Origin of the sequence: Desulfotomaculum sp. (genome assembly GCA_003513005.1) — a bacterium.
GTDB lineage: Bacteria > Bacillota > Desulfotomaculia > Desulfotomaculales > Nap2-2B > 46-80.
The window spans coordinates 1-23,525 of sequence record DOTD01000100.1 but is presented as its reverse complement, the minus strand read 5'-3'; the positions used below and the strand labels follow the sequence as shown (position 1 = coordinate 23,525).

At 45.2% G+C, this 23,525-nt stretch carries 19 protein-coding genes and 3 pseudogenes; 16 read left to right on the top strand and 6 right to left on the bottom strand.

All coding sequences use genetic code 11. The annotated features are described in order from the left end of the window. The 4 genes from DEH07_12555 to DEH07_12540 form a co-directional block, all read left to right on the top strand. The coding region (locus DEH07_12555; GenBank protein HBY05304.1) for a hypothetical protein at positions 1-146 on the top strand (146 nt) is incomplete at its 5' end. A 107-nt stretch (positions 147-253) separates the two neighbouring features. After that, positions 254-556: a hypothetical protein gene (locus DEH07_12550; protein HBY05303.1), complete on the top strand. Its 303-nt coding sequence runs from the start codon at positions 254-256 to the stop codon at positions 554-556. A 270-nt stretch (positions 557-826) separates the two neighbouring features. Continuing rightward, positions 827-1,030, top strand: a complete 204-nt coding sequence (locus DEH07_12545) for a hypothetical protein (GenBank protein ID HBY05302.1) — start codon at positions 827-829, stop codon at positions 1,028-1,030. A gap of 589 nt (positions 1,031-1,619) precedes the next feature. After that, complete coding sequence (locus DEH07_12540) at positions 1,620-1,949, top strand: hypothetical protein (protein ID HBY05301.1); 330 nt, start codon at positions 1,620-1,622, stop codon at positions 1,947-1,949. Between the two features lie 144 nt (positions 1,950-2,093). On the opposite strand, the gene DEH07_12535 is transcribed toward DEH07_12540, so the two are convergent. The 6 genes and pseudogenes from DEH07_12535 to DEH07_12510 all read right to left on the bottom strand — a co-directional run bounded on the left by DEH07_12535 (position 2,094) and on the right by DEH07_12510 (position 4,542). Further along, complete coding sequence (locus tag DEH07_12535) at positions 2,094-2,318, bottom strand: toxin-antitoxin system, toxin component, HicA family protein (GenBank protein ID HBY05300.1); 225 nt, start codon at positions 2,316-2,318, stop codon at positions 2,094-2,096. Positions 2,319-2,320: 2 nt separating this feature from the next. Further along, complete coding sequence (locus tag DEH07_12530; GenBank protein HBY05299.1) at positions 2,321-2,530, bottom strand: hypothetical protein; 210 nt, start codon at positions 2,528-2,530, stop codon at positions 2,321-2,323. A gap of 652 nt (positions 2,531-3,182) precedes the next feature. Continuing rightward, a pseudogene (locus tag DEH07_12525) lies at positions 3,183-3,476 on the bottom strand (ATPase). Next, a pseudogene (locus DEH07_12520) lies at positions 3,463-3,642 on the bottom strand (nuclease). Before DEH07_12520 ends, DEH07_12525 begins: the two co-directional pseudogenes overlap by 14 nt. A gap of 8 nt (positions 3,643-3,650) precedes the next feature. After that, positions 3,651-4,235: a GTP pyrophosphokinase gene (locus DEH07_12515; GenBank protein HBY05298.1), complete on the bottom strand. Its 585-nt coding sequence runs from the start codon at positions 4,233-4,235 to the stop codon at positions 3,651-3,653. A 121-nt stretch (positions 4,236-4,356) separates the two neighbouring features. Continuing rightward, on the bottom strand, positions 4,357-4,542 hold the full coding sequence (locus DEH07_12510) for a hypothetical protein (GenBank protein HBY05297.1): 186 nt from the start codon (positions 4,540-4,542) through the stop codon (positions 4,357-4,359). 152 nt (positions 4,543-4,694) lie between these two features. On the opposite strand from DEH07_12510, the gene DEH07_12505 reads away from it, so the two are divergent. The 12 genes and pseudogenes from DEH07_12505 (at position 4,695) to DEH07_12450 (ending at position 23,261) form a co-directional block, all read left to right on the top strand. Next, positions 4,695-5,522 carry a hypothetical protein gene (locus DEH07_12505; GenBank protein ID HBY05296.1) on the top strand — a complete coding sequence of 276 codons (828 nt, stop codon included), beginning with the start codon at positions 4,695-4,697 and terminating at the stop codon, positions 5,520-5,522. Then, entirely contained in the window at positions 5,509-6,072 is a 564-nt protein-coding gene (locus tag DEH07_12500) for a DUF1788 domain-containing protein (GenBank protein ID HBY05295.1), read from the top strand. The genes DEH07_12505 and DEH07_12500 overlap by 14 nt, the downstream gene beginning before the upstream one ends. Beyond that, positions 6,069-9,515, top strand: coding sequence for a BREX system P-loop protein BrxC (gene brxC / locus DEH07_12495; protein ID HBY05294.1), 3,447 nt, complete (start codon positions 6,069-6,071; stop codon positions 9,513-9,515). The genes DEH07_12500 and brxC overlap by 4 nt, the downstream gene beginning before the upstream one ends. A gap of 12 nt (positions 9,516-9,527) precedes the next feature. Then, positions 9,528-12,878 carry a restriction endonuclease subunit M gene (locus DEH07_12490; GenBank protein ID HBY05293.1) on the top strand — a complete coding sequence of 1,117 codons (3,351 nt, stop codon included), beginning with the start codon at positions 9,528-9,530 and terminating at the stop codon, positions 12,876-12,878. Further along, the gene (pglZ, locus tag DEH07_12485; GenBank protein HBY05292.1) at positions 12,871-15,222 is read left to right on the top strand and encodes a BREX-1 system phosphatase PglZ type B; all 2,352 of its coding nucleotides are present in this window, start codon (positions 12,871-12,873) and stop codon (positions 15,220-15,222) included. Before DEH07_12490 ends, pglZ begins: the two co-directional genes overlap by 8 nt. After that, the gene (gene brxL, locus DEH07_12480; GenBank protein ID HBY05291.1) at positions 15,223-17,271 is read left to right on the top strand and encodes a BREX system Lon protease-like protein BrxL; all 2,049 of its coding nucleotides are present in this window, start codon (positions 15,223-15,225) and stop codon (positions 17,269-17,271) included. Positions 17,272-17,624: 353 nt separating this feature from the next. Then, a pseudogene (locus DEH07_12475) lies at positions 17,625-18,647 on the top strand (restriction endonuclease subunit R). A 135-nt stretch (positions 18,648-18,782) separates the two neighbouring features. After that, on the top strand, positions 18,783-20,852 hold the full coding sequence (locus DEH07_12470; protein ID HBY05290.1) for a helicase SNF2: 2,070 nt from the start codon (positions 18,783-18,785) through the stop codon (positions 20,850-20,852). Between the two features lie 81 nt (positions 20,853-20,933). Continuing rightward, a complete protein-coding gene (locus DEH07_12465; protein ID HBY05289.1) occupies positions 20,934-21,986 on the top strand; it encodes a hypothetical protein in 1,053 nt (350 codons plus the stop codon). 328 nt (positions 21,987-22,314) lie between these two features. Continuing rightward, positions 22,315-22,572 carry a hypothetical protein gene (locus tag DEH07_12460; GenBank protein HBY05288.1) on the top strand — a complete coding sequence of 86 codons (258 nt, stop codon included), beginning with the start codon at positions 22,315-22,317 and terminating at the stop codon, positions 22,570-22,572. Positions 22,573-22,663: 91 nt separating this feature from the next. Next, on the top strand, positions 22,664-22,924 hold the full coding sequence (locus tag DEH07_12455; protein HBY05287.1) for a transcriptional regulator: 261 nt from the start codon (positions 22,664-22,666) through the stop codon (positions 22,922-22,924). A gap of 13 nt (positions 22,925-22,937) precedes the next feature. Beyond that, entirely contained in the window at positions 22,938-23,261 is a 324-nt protein-coding gene (locus DEH07_12450; GenBank protein HBY05286.1) for a DUF2442 domain-containing protein, read from the top strand. Positions 23,262-23,525 lie beyond the last annotated feature (264 nt).

Here is a 23,525-nt window from a genome sequence, read left to right as displayed (position 1 = left end):
GCCAATGTGAAATGAAAAAGGACGGAGGAAAATCTTATATGAAAGGGATTGCGGGAAAACGAAGCGATTCCAGAATCGGCAGAAATGACCCCTGCCCGTGCGGCAGTGGAAAAAAATACAAAAGATGCTGCGGGCTGTCTAGTTGAATGGGTGATAAACCTTGCCATTGGCGCTGATTAGTCCGGGGCCAAAGAACGTAGGCTGATACACTTCCGGCGTGAGTATTCTGCTTTCCCCGGAGTTAATTAAACACATGAAAGATTACACCGACGAAGACATTCTCGAACAGTTTCGCTTTAGCTACCAGATTATGTATGCTGCTGGTCGGCGTAACCTCGGTGAACTCTATCTGGCCGAACGCACCTGGTACGAATTTCGGCGGCGGGTTTACCGCTATACTGTTCTTAAAGCAGGTGAAAAGAACCAGAGTACAAAACCAAAGCCTTATATCGCTCCAGGGGCAGTAAAGTACAAAAACGCATCCAGGAGATACTCGCCTTACGGGGATCGAACTGATATCCATCACTTAAAGCAACTCCGTACATACGTGAATTGAACGCCATAGCGATTCTCCGGCGGTTTATCAAAGAGCAGGCTAGCTTTGATAGCAAGAAAAACATCTGGAAAGCTAAAGCAAATAAAGACATTGAGGCCGACTCCGCCCGCCTGCGGCAGGCAGGAAGCAATCAGCCTACGACCAAGATGTGACTTACCGTAAGAAGGGATCCAAAGGGCATGTCGGTTTAGTCCTAAATATCACCGAAACTTGCGCTGACGAAAACCCCGTCCAAATAATCACCGATTATACAGTCGAGAAAAAACAGGGTTGGCGACGCTTAAAAGGTTAGAAAAGCGCATCCCTAAAATACAAAAGAAAATGGAGGTCACCGACTTTTACGTCGATGGAGGTTATTTTAGCGGAGAAGTGGAAAGACAAGCGCAAGATGATGGAATTACGATGCATTATACAGATATGACCGGAAAACAACCAGATCCATCAAAAGCTTCCGCTAACCGCATTTACCATTAAAGACCACAAAACGGTTAAGGCCTGCCCTTAAAGGTCATGCTCCATAGTTTCCAGTTCAATGGAAAGTATAATGTAATCCTTGCTCATTTCGACAGAAATGTTTGTTCAAACTGTCCAGGCAAGACGTCTGCCCGGTGAAATTGGAGAAAAAACAATACCGTATTGCGAATTGAACTAAAGTTCTATATTTCTGGCCGAAGCCCGTGAACTTAAAAGAAGACAAAATAACCAGGATCGACACTAGCAGCAAACGTGCAGCCATCGAAGGAACCAACTCCGCGCTAAAGTGTTCACAAGGGGCTTAGAAGACTCAAGGTAAGGGGCATGAGTCAAAGCAACAATGGTTACCGGAATGAAAATCATTGGACACAACTTCAAGCAAATCGTCCGCTTCGTTAATGGGGATATAAGGAAAAAGGCTACAGAAATTGTAAATAACAATAATCAAGGGATTATTGCGCCCATTTGCTAGAAAAAGTGATAAAAACAAAGGATAACAGCCATAATCAGGGCATAAAACCGCAAAGAAAGCCAAAATAATGGTCAGTTAAATGGATGATAATCCCAGTTCATTTTTTTTAAGGGGAAAATGCAAGAAAAAAATACCCCTTTTCGCAGGGGAATCATGAGATCGATTAAGCAAAAATTGAGCATTATACTAATGCTTGTCCTATTAGTAAACATATTGTTGCCAGGCATGAATGCGTTGGCTGCTGAATCAAACAATTCTGTTGTTCCTAGCAAACTGGGTAATACAAGTGACGAACTAATAGAGTCTTCGTTTGATCAGTCTCACGATCCTGATGTGCTTGTGGAATCACCCAATCCACTAGATAAGCTTCCTGACAGCAGCGATAGTAAAGTTAAAATCCAAGGCGCTAGAACTGCAATTATTAAAATAGCTGACCTGAAGGTCTGATGTCCATATGATTCTGGACGTTCCCGTGGGGAGTAGGTGTTTTTTGCAAGAACTTTTTCCACTCACTCGTTCTTCTCCCCTGCTTTCCACGTAGCGGTCGACTGAACCCGTTGTTAGGCTCATTCCACGCAAGGCAGATGCTGGTCACCTGTACTTCAGTAATTCTTCCACGGAAAGTCTAATGTCTTTGGCTATCTGCCGTAGCAGAATCGGTGAAATATCTCGCCCTTTGTGGAAAGGCACGGTTGTACTCCGACCATCTGGATGCCGATACTGCCTATGTGAGCCTCTTTGACGCGCTTCCATAAAGCCGAGTTTTTCCAAGAGCGCTACTACTTCGCGCGACTTAAGAACGGGATACTTGCCCATTGTCAGTCAACCGCCACCATTTGTGTACCAATAAACTCGGTTTCAAGTGCTGGCTCACCATCCTCAAGCAGCATTTCAATGACTTCGCGAAGGTTTCTTTGTAATTCATCAAGTGTTTCTGCTTGCGTATGAGCACCTGAGAAGCCCGGCACATAGCCAACGTACAAACCAGTATCAGGACACTTTTCAACAACCGCCGGAAAAGTTCTCATATTATCCACCTGGTTTCTGAAACCTAAATAAATCAAATTTATTTAGGTTGCTCTCCCGCCGACTAACGGGAGGCAGCGTCACAGGATTCAACTGCTAGGCCATAGACTCTCGCCTATGTTCCGGGTGGTTCAACCTTGCGGATCACCGCCGTTGCCTAATGCGAACGTACTGCCCGGAGAAGGTGTTACCTCCGCCGGGGTAGATAGTGTTCCATGCCCAACTTTCACAGCGTGTCTTTGCGACATGGAAGTATTTACACTATTATTTTAGCAGTTTATGTGAGTAATTGCAACTGTGAAACTACCAAAAACCAGTTTTACACCTCCTGTTTTATTGCTTTTTTTAGCAGATTTGAATAGCTATTTTGTAGCTGCTTCTAACCTCCTTCGTAAGCACGGTGATAGTGATTGATGAGACGCCCAACATTTATTTTTATAACATTTATTTTTATATTTATTCTTCATTTTAAATAATTTTTATATTATAAAATACCGATTGTCAAAAGAAACCACATAAAAAACCCCCATAAAAACTGATTTTTTGTTTTACGTAAAGAGCCGAAATTTGGTATAATATTAATCGGTTATTAATATGTGTAAGCGCGATAAGTTATGAAAAGCGATAATTTGAATAACTTCCAGAGTTATCTTGTCCGTATTTTAGGGTGGTGCGGGCAGCGTCCACCAGCACATTCCGTACCGCCCGGGCGGTGTCGTCCTCTTTCGGGAATTCGCGTGAGGCAAGGCGGTGGGCCTCATCAATCACCACTAGAGTATTTAAGCTTTGCTCCTCCTGGTAAAAATATTCCGCCGTCTGGGTTAGTTCGTCGAGGATACGCTTTATGACCAGAGACCGGATTTTATCATTCCAGAATATACCGCTGGTTTGTTCTTTAGAAAGGTTGACTACCAGTATTGGCCGGTTTTTTTCGTAAGCCAACATAATTTCGATCGCTGCGTTTATTATTTAAAATAACGGAATATGCTTTCAGGTAAGCCGCGGCGTTGTCCAAGAAGTCCTTTGCGCAGGATAGTTCCGGCATTTCCGGCACTTTGTTCAGTGACTGGTTAAAGTGAATTACCGGCATGGTCAAGGCGCCGTCAATCATGACGTCACCTATCATTCTTTATTAGTCACATCTTCTGTCCCGCCGCCAAAATACCAACCATGTGACTCCACGAAGCAAATGAAGCGATTTAAAAAATCATCATGGGTCATAAATGGCTGAATCTCCACGCAGCCGTTTATACTGATAACCCGTCTGTTTTTAGTATCATCATTCAGCGGCAACGATTCCGAAATCTTGCATGCCGCTTCATTATACTTTTTTATCCTTTCTTCATCTTTGGCTGTAGGATTGCCGATTCTGGTTAAATCCATATTATCGCATAAGTCTGCAAGTTTTACATGGCAGGCAGTATCATTTAGAAGCATTCTATCAATAAAATTGTCATAACTTTCTCCGTTACGCCTTGTTAAATGGTCTAATACGTCAATGATTTCATCTGAAAAACCTTGTTTCTTTATATCTTCAAGCGTCATAGGAGTATCCTCTATAACATCATGAAGGACAGCGCATATCCTCTCTATTTCACTTTCACAAGCTAGCATCACTCTCAGTGGGTGCAAAATATAAGGATTGCCGCTCTTATCAACCTGCCCGGCATGAGCTTTGGTTGCTATTTCAATTGCCTTATTCAACATAGGTAAATCCTCCTTCCAACTTCATTGCATCATATCCATATCTGCTGTCTAATAAATGGCATACTGATCTGATTAGTCCAATAAAGATTACAGGAGCCAGTATTGACACATCAAATATAAATTATGACCGTGCATGTTTCTTTATCCACTTTAGTATTTTAATGGGGTCGTCAAACAATTCTTCATCAAGCTGGTCAAGGTAATCATCTTCTCCTTTATAATCGAATTCATCATCTTCTACTGCGTCCTCGCCAAGAAGAGCATTTTCCTCAGCGGGTTCTATGGTATCCATCTCAAGTTCAAGCAACTCTAAAGAAAAATCTTCTGTACTAAACGATTGTACTTTTAGGTTATTTTCATCTAAGTTAAAATATTATTGCAAATTTTAGCATAAATGGCTATAATAAGATAGCATAAATCGGCCGGCAAGTTTGCCGGCAATATAAGGACGGTATTAAGATGAAGAATGAGCCTCTTTTTATGGGCACTGCTCTTCAAGAGGAGGAACCCAGTTATAACGTTTGGGAAAAAGCTGGTTTTCGTTTTGGTGACAAGGGTACTCACACAAGTAGAACCATTATGTTGGAAGAACTTTCTTTGCTATTTCAAGAATGCTCAGGAAGCTCGACTCGTGAAGATTATTTAAAGGCTATCGTGGAAGATAATTGTCTCGGAAAGAGAACAGTGGCGACACGTAAGCTTTCTGCTCAAAGATTAACAGAGTTATATGGTTTAAACCCTGCAATGCAGCTTTTTCGTTTTTTTCGTTACTATTGGGATTCCGATCAAGCAGGGAGGCCTCTTCTTTCTTTATTAACAGCCATGTCCCGGGACCCTCTTTTAAGAATCACTTCAGCAGCGATATTAGATATGCAGCCAGGGGAAGAACTTACCCGGCAAAAGATTATCAATGTTCTCCAGGAGAACGTTGGTAAACGGCTAAACGAAAACACCCTGGACAAGGTTGTTCGCAATGCGTCATCATCCTGGACCCAGTCAGGGCATTTAAAAGGACGAATGAGAAAGATTCGCCAGGAGGTCAGTCCTACACCCATAGTAACATCTTATGCTCTGCTGTTGGGATATTTGCTTGGCGTACGCGGACCCGGCCTTTTTAAAACGTTATGGTCTAAAGTATTGGATACGCCGGAGGAAGAACTTCAAAAATTGGCCTTAGAAGCAAAACGTTTGGGTTTGGTGGACATGAGCTTATCCGGTAATGTTGTTGAAGTTTCTTTTTCCAGGATGTTAAGCGAAGAAGGGAGGTTTATATATGGGAAGAATTGAAGAACTCGCCCGCCGATACAAAAATCATATAATTACTCCTTGGCAGCATAATTTATCAGGCCTGCAAAAAACAATCTTTATAGTCTATTCTAAAAACGATGAGCGAAAGCTCCGGGCAAGGTTAGAGCTTTTTGAAATGGCTACTTTTGCTTCAGGGCATAAATGGGTACTTTTTGATTTTACGAAAGTATTTGCCAGATGGATGGCCAGCGTGGAATACCGGGATTTGTATTTTGAGGAACCGGAGAACCTGGCCATGAAGTTAAGCAGTGATTTCCTCAAATCCGCGGCTGATGAATTGCGTGATGCGCTGACCGGAGAAAATGTTGATTCCGATACTGTGGTGGCGGCGTATGGCGTGGCAAGCTTATTCGGTTTCACTATGGTTTCTTTGTTATTAAAGGAGGTTGTTGGTGATATCCGGGGCCGGCTGGCGCTGTTCTTTCCCGGTGAATATGACAATAACAATTACCGCCTGCTGGATGCGCGTGACGGGTGGAGTTACCTGGCAATACCTATTACATTAAATAATGGGGTGAATGACGCATGATCAACCGTGAAATTTTCCAGCGCGACCCCGTACTGTCAAAACTGCTTAATGATGGTGTGGCCGCCGTCAATGAATCGTTTACATCCAGAGAGATCGAAACGTTAAGATATGAACTGGAACACTTTGTTTGCGAAGGTCAATACAAAGAAGGCATAATCCGCATTCTCGAATCGTACCTGGGCAGTTTGAGTTCGACAAATCAACCGGCTGTCTGGGTGAGCGGCTTTTATGGAAGCGGCAAATCTCACCTGCTTAAAATGCTGCGGCGCCTCTGGGTTAATACCAAATTTGATTCTGACAGTTCAACCGCCCGCGGACTTGCCCATCTTCCTACGGAGATAAAAGACCTGCTTAAAGAACTCGACACAATGGGCAAAAGAGGCGGCGGACTGCACGCAGCGGCAGGGGCTCTTTCCTCGGGCGGCGGCGAAAGCACCCGCCTGGCCATACTCAGCATCATTTTAAAATCGAAGGATCTGCCCGAATCTCTTCCCCAGGCATTATTTATTTTATGGTTGAAAAACAACGGAATTTTGGAACAGGTAAAAGAAACTGTAGAAAAAGAAGGCAAGATTTTTTTAAGCGAACTTCACGACCTGTATGTAAGTCCGGTTCTGGCCAAAGCCCTGTTGGATGCAGATCCCGACTTTGCGCCTGATTTAAAACAGGTCCGCACCCTTCTTCGCGCTCAGTTTCCAATTGTTGATGATATTCCCACTTCTGAATTTATCAAGATTATACGCGGCGTCCTGACCGTAAACGGCCAAATTCCATGTACTTGTATACTGCTGGACGAAATTCAACTGTTCATTGGAGATTCTGCCAAACGTTCCACAGATGTGCAAGAAGTAGCGGAAGCTCTTTGTAAGCAGCTTGACAGCCGTGTGCTGCTTATTGGAGCGGGTCAAACAGCTCTCGGCGGGGATGTGCCGTTGCTGCAAAGACTAAAAGACCGCTTTACAGTTCCCATCGAATTATCCGATACGGATGTGGAGATCGTAACACGCCGGGTTGTGCTTGCCAAAAGGGCTGACAGGCTTAAAGCAGTGGAGGAAATTCTAAATGTTCATTCCGGTGAAATTGCCCGGCAGCTTGCCGGAACCAGGATCGCCGCAAGAACCGAAGACCGGAATATTATTGTTGAAGATTATCCTATCCTGCCTGTACGGCGCCGTTTTTGGGAGCACGTTCTTCGCGCCGTCGATGTCCCGGGAACAAACAGCCAGCTGCGAACTCAGCTCCGTATTGTCCATGACGCCGTCCGCGATATAGCCGATAAACCGCTGGGCAGTGTAGTTCCGTCAGATGTTGTTTTCGATCAAATGCAGCCTGACTTGCTTCGCACCGGCGTCCTGCTGCGGGAAATTGATGAAACCATCCGCAATCTTGATGACGGCACGCCGGATGGCATACTGGCCAAACGCATTTGCGGACTTATTTTCTTGATCCGCAAATTGCCCCGCGAGGCTGTTATAGATATCGGGGTCCGGGCTACACCGGAAATAATCGCGGACCTGCTGGTAAGCGATCTTGCCAGCGACGGAACAACTCTGCGTAAGAATGTCCCAACGATTCTGGAAAAACTTGTTGAACAGGGCAAGATCATAAAAATAGAAGAAGAATACAGCCTCCAGACACGCGAGAGCAGTGAATGGGACAGCGAATTTCGCAGCAGGCAGACCAAGCTGAATAACGACTTGACATATCTATCAGTAAAACGGACAGCCCTAATAAACGCCGCTTTTGCCGAAACTTTCAGCAGCGGCAAGTTGACGCAGGGGAGCAGCAAGGAACCGCGCAAACTGCTTATTCAATTCGGCAATGAAGCCCCCGTCCAAAAAGGTATTGATATTCCTGTTTGGGTACGTGACGGCTGGGGAGAAAATGAGACTGCCGTACTTTCCGGAGCGAGGGCTGCAGGCAGCGACAGCGCAATAATATTTGTATTTATTCCTAAAGCGAGCGCCGAAGATCTGAAAAAAGCGGTTATTCAATTTGAAGCGGCCAAAGCCACGATTGACTCCAAAGGCCCGCCAACAACCCCGGAAGGGCAGGAGGCCAGGGATGCCATGCATACACGCATGACCTCTGCGCAAACAACGCGAAATAATATCATCAAAGATGTGCTTAACGCAGCGAAAGTTTTTCAGGGGGGCGGGCAGGAACGTTTCGAGCTTATTTTAAAAGATAAGGTTATCGAGGCGGCAAAGGCGTCAATGGACCGTTTGTTTCCCAGGTTTCGGGATGCCGATGATAACCGCTGGTCCAATGTGATTAACAGGGCAAAAAACGGCGACGGGTCCGCCCTCCAGTCTCTCGATTGGAAAGACGCGCCGGAAAAGCATCCTGTTTGCTCAAATATTTTGTCTGAAATAGGTTCCGGCAAAACAGGAAAAGAAATACGCGATACTTTCAAAAAGCACCCCTATGGATGGCCGCAGGACGCGGTAGACGGCGCCTTGATTGTTTTATTTACAACGGGGCATATACTTGCCGTTTATAAAGGTGTTCAGTTAAAACAGGGCGAGTTGGACCAGGCAAAAATAACCGTTACGGATTTCAAGGCGGAAACAAAAACTATCGATGTCCATGGCCGCATTAAACTGCGCAAATTATTCCAGACAGCGGGATTGAATTGCAAATCAGGCGAGGAATCTGCAATTTCCGGTCAGTTTCTTGCCGTGCTTTGCAAACTGGCTAATGAAGCCGGCGGTGAACCGCCAATGCCAGAATGTCCTTCAAAACTTTACCTGGAAAATATACAGGGACTGGCCGGGAATGAGCAGCTGGCGGCAATCCTTGATCAGAGCGATACGCTTGCTCAACAATTTAAAGATTGGACAGAACTGGGCAAACTTGCCGCTGAACGCAAGAAGAATTGGGCTGCTTTGGAGATTATGCTGGGACATGCCGGCAGTTTGCCTGAAGCGGAAGAATTGCAAAAACAGGCTGACGCTGTCCGTACAGAAAGAAGGCTGCTGGATAAAACCGATCCTGTTCCGGCAATTCTGAAAGATATTTCGACGCTGCTCCGCACAGCGGTAAAACAGGCCCATTCCAGCTTTGAAAATACCTATAACCTGGAAATGGAGGCCTTGTTAAAAAACGATAACTGGAAAAGAATAACTTCGGAGCAGCAAAAAGGTATTCTTGAAGCTGAAGGCATTGACGCTGTTCCCGATCTTTCTGTGGGTGATGATAAAGCGCTGCTGTCAAGTTTAAAAGAAACTCCCCTTCCGAATTGGAAGACAAAAAAAGACGCTCTGCAGAAGCAGTTTAAAAACGCCGCTCTTGCTGCGGCAAGGCTTCTGGAACCGAAGACAATAGAAATCAAATTAATAAGCGGCACTTTAAAAACAGAGCAGGACGTTAAAGAATGGATAACCATAACTGAAAAGAACCTCCTGGAAAATATTAAAAACGGTCCGTTAATTGTTATTTAGGCGGTGGGCGTTATAAAAACTTTAACTGCGGAACTCAGGAATAAACTTGAACGTACTATTATCAGGGCCAGGGATTTTGCCGAAGCCGGGGCAAAGTCTGCGCTTGAGTCGCTGGCTGTCCATCACTACGAACCATTCAGCCATATGCCCCCGGAAGATCGCCGGCTCAGGAATCACCTCCGGGCCAGAGCGCGCCAGTTGGGCGCCAGGCAGGATAAATACGGCAGCCTTGAAATATACCACCTTATTCAGGAGTGCGCGTATGAACACTGGCACCGGATGCTCTTCGCCCGTTTTTTAGCCGAAAACGGCCTTCTCATTGAGCCCGAATCGGGTGTGGCGATCAGTCTTGACGAATGCAAGGAACTGGCTGAGGGTGAAGGACTGGACTTATGGACACTGGCCAGCCGGTTTGCTCAACAAATGCTCCCGCAAATATTCCGGCCGGATGATCCTATCCTTTTGGTTGCTTTTGCCCATGAACATCAGCTGAGATTGGAAAACGAGCTTAGTGGTTTAGAAACAGATATTTTTACGGCAAGCGACGCATTGGGTTGGGTCTATCAGTTTTGGCAGGCCAAGCGTAAAAAAGAGGTCAATGATTCCGGCATAAAAATAGGCGCTGATGAACTGCCCGCTGTTACACAGCTTTTTACCGAGCCGTATATGGTTGAGTTTCTGATTCATAATACCCTCGGCGCCTGGCATGCCGGGAAGATGTTGTCTGCAAACCCGGAGCTTGCTGAAAAAGCACAGTCGGAGGATGAACTTCGCAAGGCTGTTTCTTTACCGGGGGTATCGTGGGATTACCTTCGTTTTATACATACAGATGAAGGTAAGGGGCCATGGCGGCCCGCCGCCGGCGTGTTTGAAGGCTGGCCCCAAAAGGCCTCTGAGCTAAAGATCATAGATCCCTGCTGTGGCTCTGGCCATTTTCTTGTTGCAGTACTGTATCACTTGGTCCCGATTCGTATGCTTGAGGAAGGTACATCTGCACATGAAGCTTGTGAAAAAGTCCTTGAGGAAAACCTTTTCGGTCTTGAAATAGACGAACGATGCACACAGATAGCCGCCTTTGCCCTGGCTTTTGCAGCCTGGACATATCCCGGCGCGGATGGTTATTGTAAGCTGCCTAAACTGCAAATAGCCTGCTCTGGCATTGCGCCCAACACAAGCAAGAAAGACTGGATTAATTTAGCCGGGGATAACGAGAGGTTCCGAAACGGTTTGGAAAAATTATATGACCTTTTTAAGGATGCGCCCAGTTTGGGAAGCCTTATCGATCCCGGTCATGTGGTTGGAGGCAGCTTGATTGAAGCTAGTTTTGACGAACTCACTCCTTATCTTGAAAAAGTAATGTTCATGGAGAAAGATAACTATGAACTGAACGAGTTAAAAGTTGCTGCCTGCGGAATAACTGACGCAGTACAAATTCTTAACGGACGTTATCATCTGATAATAACTAATGTGCCATACTTGGCGAGAGGGAAACAAATTAAATCCTTTCAAGATTTTTGTTTAGAACACTACTGTGAGGCAAAAAGCGATATTGCTACAGTATTTCTCGATCGCCTTTTATTGCTTAATAATCAAGGTGGGGTAACAGCTTTAGTTATTTCACAAAGCTGGCTTTCTTCAACGAGCTATGAAACATTCAGGATACGTTTGATAAAAAATAAACGATGGAATTTTGTTGCAAAATTAGGCCCTGCTGCGTTTGAAACAATTTCAGGAGAAGTTGTTAATGTTGCTCTTTTAGCTATTGCAAATGCTAAAGCTGAAGGTTTTATTGCTGGACTTGATGCCAGTCTTGCAACTTTGTGTCAGGAAAAAGCTTCTCTTCTGCGTAGTTCTGAAGTAATGGAAGTAAAACAAGAAGAACAATTGAAAAACCCAGATTCACGGATAGTTCTAGGGGAAATAGCAGATAAACCATTATTAGGCAATTTTGCAGATACGTTTCAAGGTATAAAAACCGGAGATGATTTACGTTATAAGAGATGTTTTTGGGAAATTGAACCTTCAAAATATCGTTGGCGTTTTTTTCAAAGCGGAGGGACCGGGGAATTCCCTATTAGTGGTATGGAGTATTGTATTGACTGGATAGATCAGGGTCATTCAATGGCAAGATTACAAGGCCTACAAGCGTTAAATAAAATTGGAATTGGAAAAGGTACAATGTCTTCATTGCCTACCTCTATATACTTTGGGGATCTTTTTGATAGTTCTATATCACCAATAATACCAAAACAAAAAGAATACTTTCTCCCTATATTAACCTATTGTAAATCAGAACAATATTTAAAAGAAGTTAGAAAAATAGATCCAAAAGTTGCTGTGACTAATGCAACATTCTTAAAAGTTCCTTTTGATTTTGAGTATTGGAATGAAAAGGCTAAAAAAGAATATCCATTAGGTGATCCTAAACCATTATCAGAAAATCCAACCCAATGGGTTTTTAAAGGGAATATTATTAATTCTAGAAATGAACTTCATGTTGCCGTATCACATTTATTAAGATATTGTTGGCCAAATCAAGATGTTATACTTGATGGTAAATTTGATAATGACGGTATAATATGCCTGACTCCCATTGTTGGAAAAGAACCTGCTGCAGAACGCCTGCGTGCATTACTTATTGCCGCGTATGGTGATTATTGGACACCAACAAAAGAACAAGAATTGATTGCCTCAACCTGGTCAACTGCAAATGATCTTGACGAATGGCTGCGGAATGATTTTTTTGAACAGCACTGCAAAATATTTCACCACCGGCCTTTTATCTGGCATATCTGGGATGGACGCAAGCGCGACGGTTTTCATGCGCTGGTAAATTATCACAAACTTGCCGAAGGCGGGGGTAAGGGGAAAAAGCTGTTGGAAAACCTGACCTACAGTTATCTGGGAGATTGGATTAACCGGCAGAAGGATGGCGTTAGGCGGAATGAAGATGGAGCGGAAGACCGCCTGGCGGCTGCCGTTGAACTGCAGAAGCGGCTGATTGCGATACTTGAAGGCGAGCCGCCGTTTGATATCTTTGTCCGTTGGAAACCTGTTGAGAAGCAGCCAGTAGGGTGGAATCCGGATATAAATGACGGGGTAAGAATCAATATCCGCCCGTTTATGGCTTCTGATATCCCCGGTGGAAAAAACGGAGCCGGCGTTCTGCGCTGGAAGCCGAATATAAACTGGTCCAAAGACCGGGGCAAAGAACCTGATAGATCAAAAGAACAATTCCCCTGGTTTTGGAAAAACGGCGAGTTTGCCGGGGATAGAATTAACGATGTCCACCTTGCAAACTCTGAAAAACTCAAGGCTCGTGAAAGAGCGGCCGGAGATCCGGAGGTGGATATCAATGTATAAAACATCTAAGAAATCACCGGCTGCTTTATTAGAAGCTGTGCTTAACTCTTTAATACACGCCGGCCGCTACAATCCTGGCGATGTCACAGCTCCGGCAGCAATCCTGTGGACAGATGCGGACGGCCAGTGGCGGCAGTTGGCGGCTCAATTGCGCCCCCTCATGCCTGAACTTTTTACCTTTGGGGAGTACAATCCGGAAGAAAAAACCGGGCCGGCAATTTGGCTCAGATGTATAGTGGACAGAACATTGCCGGAGGTCGATTTTCCTGAGGATTCGATTCCGATCATCTATATGCCTGATGTAAGCCGGCAGATACTCCGGGCAGTAGAAGAATGCCCGGACAGTTTAAAGCCTCTGGTGGAACTGCAATACCGGGGCGCATTATGGACTCAGCGCAACGGCAAGGATTGGACAATTGAGGCTTTTCTTACTTCGGAAGATATCGGTCTTTGTCTTGACCTTGCCCTGGACAAGCAGACCCGGAAAGCGATGCGCGGGGCGCTTGCCCAGTTGGCAACGACCCCTATCGCAAGGCTTCGGGGCAAACGGCTTGAAGCCGAAGACTTTGATAAGCTGATGATTGCGGATACACAAAGGGATTTGCTGATCTGGTTGAACGATCCGGCGCGATTACGGGAAAATTGGGACGATAACAAATGGGCGGCATTCTGTTCACGCTGCCGGGTTGAACTGAACTACGATCCGGCTAATGAAAGCGATCTCGCCGGCGGCGAAAAGCTCGGCCTGCGCGAAGGAGCCTGGTTGGCCATATGGCGGAGGTACTCAGAAGCCCCGGCCCTTTATCCGAATATACCGGATTTGCTCAAGCGCTCAAAACCTGGCAGGTTGATCTTCGATAAAGAACCCTGGCCTGATGAAAACGAAGCAGAGGAAGATGCGCTTCGAGACAGTCTTCTGGAATTGGAACATCATAATTCCGCTATCTCCAGGCAGAATATAGAGAAACTTGAGAAGCAGCATGGTATGCGCCGCGATTGGGTTTGGGCCAGGCTTGGCCGCAGTCCGCTCGCCGGGGCTTTGAAGAGCCTGGCAGTGTTGGCGCGTCAAACATCGCAAAATATTGGCGGGGATACTCCGGAAAAGATGGCTGAAAATTATTCGGGCGGGGGTTATCTGGCTGATGACGCTGTCCTGAAAGCTGTTGCCGGTGTTAAAACAGCTCAGGATACAAAAGCGGTGGAAACCGCCATCAGGAGTATTTATCTTCCCTGGCTTGAGGATGCAGCCAGGCATTTCCAAAGCCTGATTGACGCGGCTCCTCTGCCTGATCATACGGATAACTCCAACATAATTGCTGCGGAACAAGGCGAATGTTTGCTGTTTGTGGACGGATTACGCTTTGACTTGGGCCAGCGATTAATCAGAATGGCCGGGGAACAGCATATTAAAGTTAGCGCAAAAAGATATTGGACGGGCTTGCCGACTGTGACAGCCACAACAAAACCGGCAAGATCGCCCATAGCTGAAAAGCTTGCCGGTCAACCGCAATCTGAAGATTTTCAACCGGTCGTTGCTGAAGGCGGCCTGCCGCTGAATACCAACCGTTTTCGAAAGATGCTTGCTGAAGCGGGCTACCAGTCGCTTGACTCCACCGAAACCGGCGAGCCGGATAAACCGGAAGCGCGGGCCTGGACGGAATTTGGTGAATTTGACAAGATTGGTCACGCAATGCAGGCGAAACTCGCCGGCAGAATTGAAGATCAGCTTCTGCTGCTTCTGGAGCGAATTCAAACCTTGTTTGAAGCCGGCTGGAAGAAGATTCGTGTAGTGACAGACCACGGCTGGCTGCTGGTTCCTGGCGGACTGCCCTCCCTGAGCCTGCCGAAATACCTGACTGAAAGCCGTTGGGCCCGGTGCGCCGCAATTAAGCCGGGTTCACATGTTGAAGTTCCAACAGCAGGCTGGTATTGGAATAAGCTGATGAATTTCGCTTATCCGCCTGGCATCCATCTTTTTATAAAAGGTGATGAATATGCTCACGGGGGTGTAAGTCTGCAGGAATGCCTTGTCGCCGATTTAATATTTGTTTCGAATATTGCCGCTGCCCCTGTTTCAGCGAATATTGTGGGCATTAAATGGTCGGGTATGCGCTGCCGCGTTTCTTTGGACAGTGGCAGCACGGAAATTTCCGCCGAACTGCGGACCAAGCCAAATAACCCGGAATCCGGAATTACCAGGCCAAAGCAGAATGATCCCGAAGGGCAGATATCTCTTCTTGTAGAGGATGAAACACTTGAAGGTACGGCAGTCAGTTTGGTGTTATTGGACCCTTCCGGGCAGGTAGTTAAAAAACAGGCAACGACCGTTGGAGGTGACAGTTAAATGCAAATAGATAAAATCGATAAACTGGGCGCGTCAGCTTTTGACGGCTATTTGGTCCGTAAGGATTTAGTCCGTAAATACAGCCGCCAGTATCCGGTTCCTACCTATGTTGTGGAATTCCTGCTGGGGCGTTACTGCGCAACCATAGATGAGGGAGAGATAGAGGAAGGCCTTCAGATTGTTGAAAGGCAGCTTAAAGATCGTACAGTCCGGACCGGAGACGAGGAACTCTTCAAAGCCAGGGCCAGGGAAAGAGGTTCAATCAAAATAATTGATCTCCTGAAAGCCCGCCTGGACTCCCGGAACGATTGCTTCATCGCGGAACTCCCCAGCCTGGGCCTTAAAGATGTCAGAATAGAAGATAATCTGGTCCATGATAACGAAAGAATGTTAACTGACGGTTTTTACGCCGAGGTTAACCTGACATATGATTCGGCTATTGCCACCGAGAAAAGCGGGCGTCCTTTTGCGATTGACAGCCTCAGGCCCATTCAGTTATCCAAGACTGATGTGTTAATGGTGTTGGAGAAAGGAAGAAGGGAATTTACAACAGAAGAGTGGAAGAATTTTCTCATCCGTTCTATAGGTCTGGAGCCGGAGAACCTCACCGAGCGGGCGAAGATGGTAACCCTGTTGAGGATGGTCCCTTTTGTGGAAAGGAACTACAACCTGGTGGAATTAGGCCCGCGGGGCACTGGCAAAAGCCATATTTACCAGCAGATATCGCCTTACTCCCATCTGATTTCGGGCGGCAAGGCCACGGTTGCCAAGATGTTTGTGAACAACTCCAACGGCCAGAAGGGGCTTGTTTGCCACTATGATGTCGTCTGTTTTGATGAAGTTTCCGGTATTTCCTTCGATCAGAAGGATGGCGTAAATATTATGAAAGGTTATATGGCTTCCGGTGAATTTTCACGCGGCAAGGAAAGTATCCGGGCTTTTGGCGGAATAGTGATGCTGGGAAACCTTGATGTAGATGTTCAGCAGCAGCAGCGTATCGGCCACCTGCTTAGCCCTCTGCCAACTGAAATGCGCAATGATACGGCTTTCATGGACCGGATTCATTCCTATTGCCCCGGGTGGGAATTCCCCAAATTAAATCCACACATGCATTTTACCGACCATTTTGGCCTGGTCAGCGATTTTATTTCAGAGTGCTGGAGCAAGCTCCGCAATGTGAACAGGTTATCGGTCCTGCAGGGGCGGGTTAACTGGGGAGGGGCGCTTAGCGGAAGGGACATTGAAGCCGTAAACAAAACCGTAAACGGCCTTATTAAACTTATTTTTCCCGACCCTGAAATATCAGTTCCTGATCAGGAACTTGAAATAATCATCCGTATTGCGTTAGAAGCCAGACGGAGGATTAAAGAACAGCAAAAGCGCTGCTTGAAAACCGAATTTAGAAACACGCATTTCAGCTATATGCTGGGCGTTGATGGAATTGAGCAGTTTGTTTCAACTCCTGAGCTGCATACCAATGAAACCATTGAAAGCGATCCGCTTCCTCCCGGACAGGTATGGGCGATTAGCCCCGGCGGACAAGACGCCTCGCCGGCTTTATTCAGGATTGAAGCTGCAGCAGGACCGGGAAATGGTGTAAGGATTCTCAATACTCCTGTTCCTCCGCCTTTCCGGGAAAGCGTGCGTTATGGTGAACAGAACCTTTACATAAGGGCAAAAGAACTCGTTGGTGACCGCGACCCGCGCGCCCATGAATTTTCAATTCAGCTGCGTGCTATGGATATGGATCATTCCGGACAGGGGCTCGGCTTGCCGGTGCTCATTGCGCTCTGCAGCGGGTTAATAGAACGAAGCGTAAAAGGCGGTTTAATAATTGTTGGCGCATTAAACCTGGGTGGTTCTATTGAAATGATTCCAAACCCGGTTGCTGTTGCGGAACTTGCTGTAGAGAAAGGCGCTGCAGTATTGCTCATGCCCATCTCTTCCAGAAGACAGCTTTTCGATCTGCCGGATGAAATGGCAACAAAAATTAATATAGAATTCTACGCCGACGCCGCAGATGCTTTTTTAAAGACGATTGTGGATTAATCTCAAGGAAGATATTCTTTATATACTCAACTTTTGATCGACCGAGCCTAGGTTGTGAAGTTTAACAGGTTGAAAACCTGGTTGGAAAGGTTAGAACCAAGCCACAATAGCAGTTCTTATACAGTATTTCTACTAATGTTGGATTCTTATAATTTTATGATATAATATAAATGATATTTTGCAATATAAAATTTCTCGAAAGGAATAATATATGGCAATTACTGATTTATTTAGAAAGGATGAAATAATTCATAATACGACTATAATCATAAAAGGATCTGAAGGCAAATTTGACGAAGGAAAATCTGAGGAAGATAAATGCTTTGTAACGAAGAAAGTATATGATGAAACTGAGTTTAGCCGGGTCTATTTTTAGTAAAGATACATTAGTTGAGTATAACACTTTTATGGTTGACGAAATTGTAAATAAAATTTATGAAGAGTTTAAGACAAGGGAATGGGAAGGTAAAATTTTAAAACTCCCGGAAGGTGAGTATACCAAAAATCAATTACCACCCAAAGAAGTAATTAAAAAAATAGTTAGGACTTCAATGGATAAAGTAGGAATCAAGGGAAATAGATTAGTTGAGAAAAATAGGCAAAAGATACTTCAAGCATTTGGAACATTGCTAAGAAAAAAAGGAAAAACTGTTGTAAATATAAGAAAAGCAAATAAACCAGAACCTTTATCTTCATTGGATATGGATAAAGAAACCATTGCTGTTGGAAATTTAAGGCGTAATGTAACTGTTTTTTATACTGATGTTTATGAAAATGAATTGACCGAAGAAGTCAAAGATATTCTTCAAGATGTTATAAATGATGAAAGTTTCCTTAAAAGTGCAGAAATAAAGATAAATCAATACCTGTTTAAAACACCTCTTGATATTATCTTTACAAAAGCAGAACCTGAAAGAAGATTTGTAGAACATTTGGGTAAAAAAGAAAATGCTGAAAAAATTGATGCCTGGTTTAAGTCAAGAGATCAAGGGTTTTATAATATTGAATATTCATGGAGAAAAGGAGAGCATCCTGAGCAAAAAGCGTTTAATCCAGATTTTATTATTAAAATACATCAAAACAGAACTGATTTTATTGTAGTCGTTGAAATAAAAGCTGATGACGATGATTCTGATGAAAACAAGGCAAAACTGCGGTGGGCAAGGCAACATTTTATAAATCTAAATAGAGAATTAGAAGATGCAGGGATCAACCAAAGGTATATTTTCCATTTTTTAAGTCCCAACAGCTATGCTGAGTTCTTTGAATATCTAAGAGATGGAAGATTAATAAAAGGAGTATTTAGAAGTGACCTCGAGGATAAGTTAGAAGCAAACGGTAGGGGGGTAGGTAATAACAGTATACTAACCTCATGATATACGACAATTAACAAGAGTAAAAACCCATGTATTTCTTTGTAATCTAATCCATGCGGATAGGTTAAATGGACAGGTAATTAAATATAGAAAAGTGCCGGAAAAAGTTCCGGAATAATCTAAAGTGAGCTTAAGATGAAAACGGATAAAGAAGAAAAGATAAAAGAAAAGAAAGAGGAAAATCTAAACAGGAATAAAGCGCAACCTCACGAACAATTGGAACTCTTTGCGCCGGAGGAAAAAGCGGTCCGAAAAACCGGGCCGGTAAAAAAGGACGCCGGAAAGACCCTTTCCGCCGCCAAGGATGTTCAAGAAAGGGCAAGGCAAAAAACAAACCGGGAAGAAAGAAAAAAAACCCGGAAAGAAACTCTCCGCTGGAAGGGGGCAATTTTTAAGGCTCAAGAAGAGCCCGCCCCTGAAACGGAAAGCCAGGGGGATAGGGTACAAAATCCGCCGGTTAAGGTAACTTTCTTTCCAGAAAAGGACACCCTTATTTTAAATTTGGTTAAAAATGGTGCTGCTTCGCCAGTTGCTGACCTTTACCTTCACCGACAGGCATTGGGCCTGCTCCTCTCTCCGGGTTTTGAGGTACTACTTTCGGTTAAGGCTGCCCGGGACATTCAGTTGTTGGACTACCAGTTGGCTACGGTAAGCCACGTTTTAAAACATTTGCGGGGGCGGGCGCTTTTATGCGACGAGGTAGGCCTGGGGAAAACCATTGAAGCAGGCCTGATTATGATGGAATACCTCATGCGGGGCCTGGCCCGGCGCGTACTGGTCCTTACCCCCCCATCCCTGGTGGAACAGTGGCGCTTAGAAATGCAAACCAAGTTTAACCTTGATTTTGTTCCCTATGACGCTCCTCTTTTCAAATCAACTCCCCGCCCCTGGGTAAATTTCTCTTACATTATTGCTTCCTTAGATACGGCCAAAAGAGAACCGCACCGGGATATGGTGCTGGAGCCGGTTTACGACCTGGTGATTGTTGACGAGGCCCACCACCTGAAAAAGCAAAAAACCCAGGCTTACCAGTTGGTGAGTCAGCTCAAAAAGAAATACATGCTTTTACTTACCGCCACTCCTGTAGAAAACGACCTGGAAGAATTGTTTAACCTGATTACTTTACTCCAACCTGGCCAATTGGAAACGGCCTCTTCTTTTAAGCGCAAATATATCACCAGAGGGGACACTTTAAAGCCAAAAAATATCGAAGAGTTAAAAAAACTAGTTCGGGAAGTGATGGTGCGAAACAGAAGGAGCGAAACGGGAGTAATTACGGCTAAACGCCACGCCGAAGTGGTGGAGGTAGCCTTTTCCCCGGAAGAAGCTGCTTTCTACCAACGGTTAACTTCTTTTGTACGCGGTCATTATGCCCAGGAAACAGGAAAAATTTCCGGGAGGGTAAACCAGTTTGTTTTAAAAACCTTGCAGCGGGAAGTGGGCAGCAGCATTGAATCGGTTCTGCCCACCCTGGAAAAAATGGCCCTTGGTGAAAATCATCCCCTATCTTTAAGGCGTGTTCTTCATGGCCTGGCCGAGCAGGCAAAAAGGGTGCCCCGCCGGGCCAAGGTCGAGGTGCTTGTGCGCCTGCTGAAAAAAATCCCGGCAAAAGTGGTGGTATTTACCTGTTTTGTGGAAACCATGCATTTTTTAGCCGCCCTTTTAGAAAAAGAAGGGTTTAAGGTGGCCAAGCTGGCCGGAGGAATGCGGCGGACTGAAAAGGAAGCGCAGGTGCTTGCCTTTGCCGGCGAAGCCCGGGTCCTGGTTTCCACCGAAACGGGGAGCGAAGGGCGCAACCTGCAGTTTTGCAACGTTATTGTTAACTACGACCTGCCCTGGAATCCCATGCGCATTGAACAGCGCATTGGCCGCCTTCACCGCTTGGGGCAGGTTAGGGATGTTTACATTTATAATTTATCGGCGGCCGGGACAGTGGAAGCCAGTATGTTAGAATTACTGGACGCAAAAATTAATATGTTTCAGCTGGTGGTGGGGGAATTGGACTTGATTTTGGGTAATTTGCAGGGAAAAAGGAATTTTGAAGACATAATCATGGATATTTGGGCCGGGGCAGCCGATGAAGCAAGTCTACATGCCGGGCTGGAGGATTTAGGCGAAAGGCTGTCAGCCGCCAAAAAACAATACCTGGCGGTAAAGGAAATTGATGAGCGGCTTTTGGGAGAATTACTGCCGGTAAATGATTAAATCCAAAGCTTTTTAGGTTTTGAATAAATTCTTTGAGCGCAAAAGACCTTCTGAAAATTATGGTTAAGGGGAGAAAAGCTTATGCTGCCGGTCGAAAGAACTGGCCCTCGTTCCTTTGTTACTGCTTATCTTGAACGGACCGGTGCTGTCTTAGAGGAAGCCGGTTATGAACTGCTGGAAGCACTTTTACCCGAAGGGCTCCCTTACCTTAAAGACCAGGAGGACCTTTTGCTGACCTTTGACTATGAGGTGGCCCAGGAAAATCCAGAAGCCATCTTTGTTACTTACGGCAGCCCTTTTTTGGACCGGCTGGCGGAACTGGCCATGGGCTATGGTCGCTACACTATCCTTTATGGCCCGGAGGGAAGCTTTAAGCAGGCGGGATGGTTAGAGCAAGAAATTTTAAAAGAAATTGAGTTTAGACACTGTCGTCCGCCAAAGGTTATCCACAAGTGGTTAGAAGGACATACCTTGAGAGGTTTTTACTTTCGGGCCGTATTTTCTTCATACGAAAAAACAGAGGAGTTATTGGAAATTGTGGTGGATGGATACACCGGCCTGGTAGTCCCTGATTTTACTGCCTGGTGGGGAAGGATAATGGCCGCAGAAGAACCTTCCTGGCAGTTGCCTCGGGCAAAAAGTATTTCCCCGGCTAAATTTTATAAGGCTGCTTGCCAAGAAGCAGAAAAGCAAGCCAAGGAGCGAGCATTAATCTTTCAGCGCCAGTCAAAAGAACGGCTAAAAAAGGAACTGACCAAAGTATCCGGATATTATTCCCAGATGAACCGGGAAATTAAAAATAAACTTGAAGCAACCGAAGAAAAAGACAAAAGGGAACGCCTGGCAAAAAAGCTGGCGGCCGTAGAAGCGGAACGTCAGCGCCGGGAAAAGGATACGCTTGAGCGCTACGCTATAGAAGCCAATCTCCACTTGGACCACATTGTGGACTACCGCCTGCCCCGCTTGCACATTAAGCTGGAACTGCAACATAAAAAGCAGCTATTGGAGACAACTGTCTTATACAACCCGCTGGCCCACCGCCTGGAAGCGCCTGTTTGCCCCCTTTGCGGCCACCCTTCCAAATGCTTGCTTCCGGATGATAGGGAAAACCGGTTTATCTGCCCCCGCCATTGAAGTGAAATAAAAGAAAAGACCACCCCAGGAGCGGTCATCTTTTGTTTTCTCGATTCTCGATGCTCAACAGTAAGTAGCGCACGCAAACCAGGGTCTCCATATCCCTATATACCGTTTAATCCAGTCACATTATGTTTGCTCCGTATGGATTGAATAGTGGCGAAGCCGCTTCACATCCCGTATTTCATCAAGCAGTTTTCTGTTCTTAGGTGTGTTTGTATGTGTTGACATTTGACGCTTTTACCTGCTAGTATATTAACAAAATTGAAGATAATATGGCAAGGCAAATTTGCCTGTCAATCAATGGTTGGCTGAAGTGAGATAGAGAATGGAAAAGACTAATCCACGATTAAAGCGCGCGTTCTTGGACATAGTCGACAATCAGCTTGAGGCTAACGATCCTCCGCAAACGCGGGAGACGTTCGAGCGACTCAAGGCAGAGGGCATCTCACAATCAGATGCGAAGATTTACATCGCTCAGGCGGTGTGTCTTGAGGTGTGGGATATCCTGAGAAACAAGAGGGAATTCAATGTGAAACGGTATCTTCGCAACCTGAAGAACCTCCCTCAGGAACCCGAAGAATAAAGCAGCTAACCACGGGTTCCAGTGTACGCCGCTGAACCCGAACGTTAGGTGTGATAAAATATTAATGATTAAAGATAAAGGAAGCTTTTACATGCCTGAAATTTCCCGATTTTTTGGGATCATTATTTCAATGTATTACGATGAACATAATCCGCCTCATTTCTATGCACGATATGGAAATGATTATGTGGTTATCGAAATCAGCTCATTGCGTATTATTGAAGGAAAATTTTCACCTCGCGCTTTGGGACTCGTGATGGAATGGGCTTCTCAACGTCAGGAGGAATTGATGCATAACTGGGAAGCTGCGAGGAAAAATCAATCCTTATCGAAAATTAACCCTTTGGTTTAGGAGGAGATTAACAATGATTCATGATGTTATATCCGCGGTTTACAAAGGAGATTATAAAATCGAAATAGAGTTTGACGATGGAAAAAAAGGAATAATGGATTTTTCAAAATATTTGACCAGGGGAGGAATATTTGAGCGCTTCCGTAATATAGAATTTTTTCGTAATTTTACAATAAATACTGAACTTGGTATTCTTACTTGGCAGAATGAAATAGATATTGCTCCTGAAACGCTATACTCCGAAGCAACTGGTAGCCCGCTACCTCATTGGATGGAAGTCAATGACGAATATTCACCTAACAATTCACTTCAGCCGACCGCTGAAAGCGGCGGGTGATCCCAGGCGTTAGCCCAAAGGTGAGACAATGAGCGAAACCGTTTTTAAACAAGTCAATTACGACTTGAATGCGCTGATCAAGTATATCGAACTGGGTGAGATCGGCCTGCAGAGATAAGTCATACATTCCCGACATTTCCATTTTGTGGAGCAAGGACACGGACCTGTTCGAGGTCGTTGATCGTTATCTTGTCGAATTGAAAAGTTCACGGGAAATCAGCAGCGAGGAAGAAAATTGGATATATATTACTACCCGTCAAACAT

What these genes read in the sequence shown, in the direction of transcription:
- DEH07_12550 (HBY05303.1), top strand. Translation starts at nt 254, where the DNA reads ATGAAAGATTACACCGACGAAGACATTCTCGAACAGTTTCGCTTTAGC.
- DEH07_12540 (HBY05301.1), top strand. Translation starts at nt 1,620, where the DNA reads ATGCAAGAAAAAAATACCCCTTTTCGCAGGGGAATCATGAGATCGATT.
- DEH07_12535 (HBY05300.1), bottom strand. Translation starts at nt 2,318, where the DNA reads ATGGGCAAGTATCCCGTTCTTAAGTCGCGCGAAGTAGTAGCGCTCTTG.
- DEH07_12530 (HBY05299.1), bottom strand. Translation starts at nt 2,530, where the DNA reads ATGAGAACTTTTCCGGCGGTTGTTGAAAAGTGTCCTGATACTGGTTTG.
- DEH07_12515 (HBY05298.1), bottom strand. Translation starts at nt 4,235, where the DNA reads ATGTTGAATAAGGCAATTGAAATAGCAACCAAAGCTCATGCCGGGCAG.
- DEH07_12505 (HBY05296.1), top strand. Translation starts at nt 4,695, where the DNA reads ATGAAGAATGAGCCTCTTTTTATGGGCACTGCTCTTCAAGAGGAGGAA.
- DEH07_12500 (HBY05295.1), top strand. Translation starts at nt 5,509, where the DNA reads ATGGGAAGAATTGAAGAACTCGCCCGCCGATACAAAAATCATATAATT.
- brxC (HBY05294.1), top strand. Translation starts at nt 6,069, where the DNA reads ATGATCAACCGTGAAATTTTCCAGCGCGACCCCGTACTGTCAAAACTG.
- pglZ (HBY05292.1), top strand. Translation starts at nt 12,871, where the DNA reads ATGTATAAAACATCTAAGAAATCACCGGCTGCTTTATTAGAAGCTGTG.
- brxL (HBY05291.1), top strand. Translation starts at nt 15,223, where the DNA reads ATGCAAATAGATAAAATCGATAAACTGGGCGCGTCAGCTTTTGACGGC.
- DEH07_12470 (HBY05290.1), top strand. Translation starts at nt 18,783, where the DNA reads ATGAAAACGGATAAAGAAGAAAAGATAAAAGAAAAGAAAGAGGAAAAT.
- DEH07_12465 (HBY05289.1), top strand. Translation starts at nt 20,934, where the DNA reads ATGCTGCCGGTCGAAAGAACTGGCCCTCGTTCCTTTGTTACTGCTTAT.
- DEH07_12460 (HBY05288.1), top strand. Translation starts at nt 22,315, where the DNA reads ATGGAAAAGACTAATCCACGATTAAAGCGCGCGTTCTTGGACATAGTC.
- DEH07_12455 (HBY05287.1), top strand. Translation starts at nt 22,664, where the DNA reads ATGCCTGAAATTTCCCGATTTTTTGGGATCATTATTTCAATGTATTAC.
- DEH07_12450 (HBY05286.1), top strand. Translation starts at nt 22,938, where the DNA reads ATGATTCATGATGTTATATCCGCGGTTTACAAAGGAGATTATAAAATC.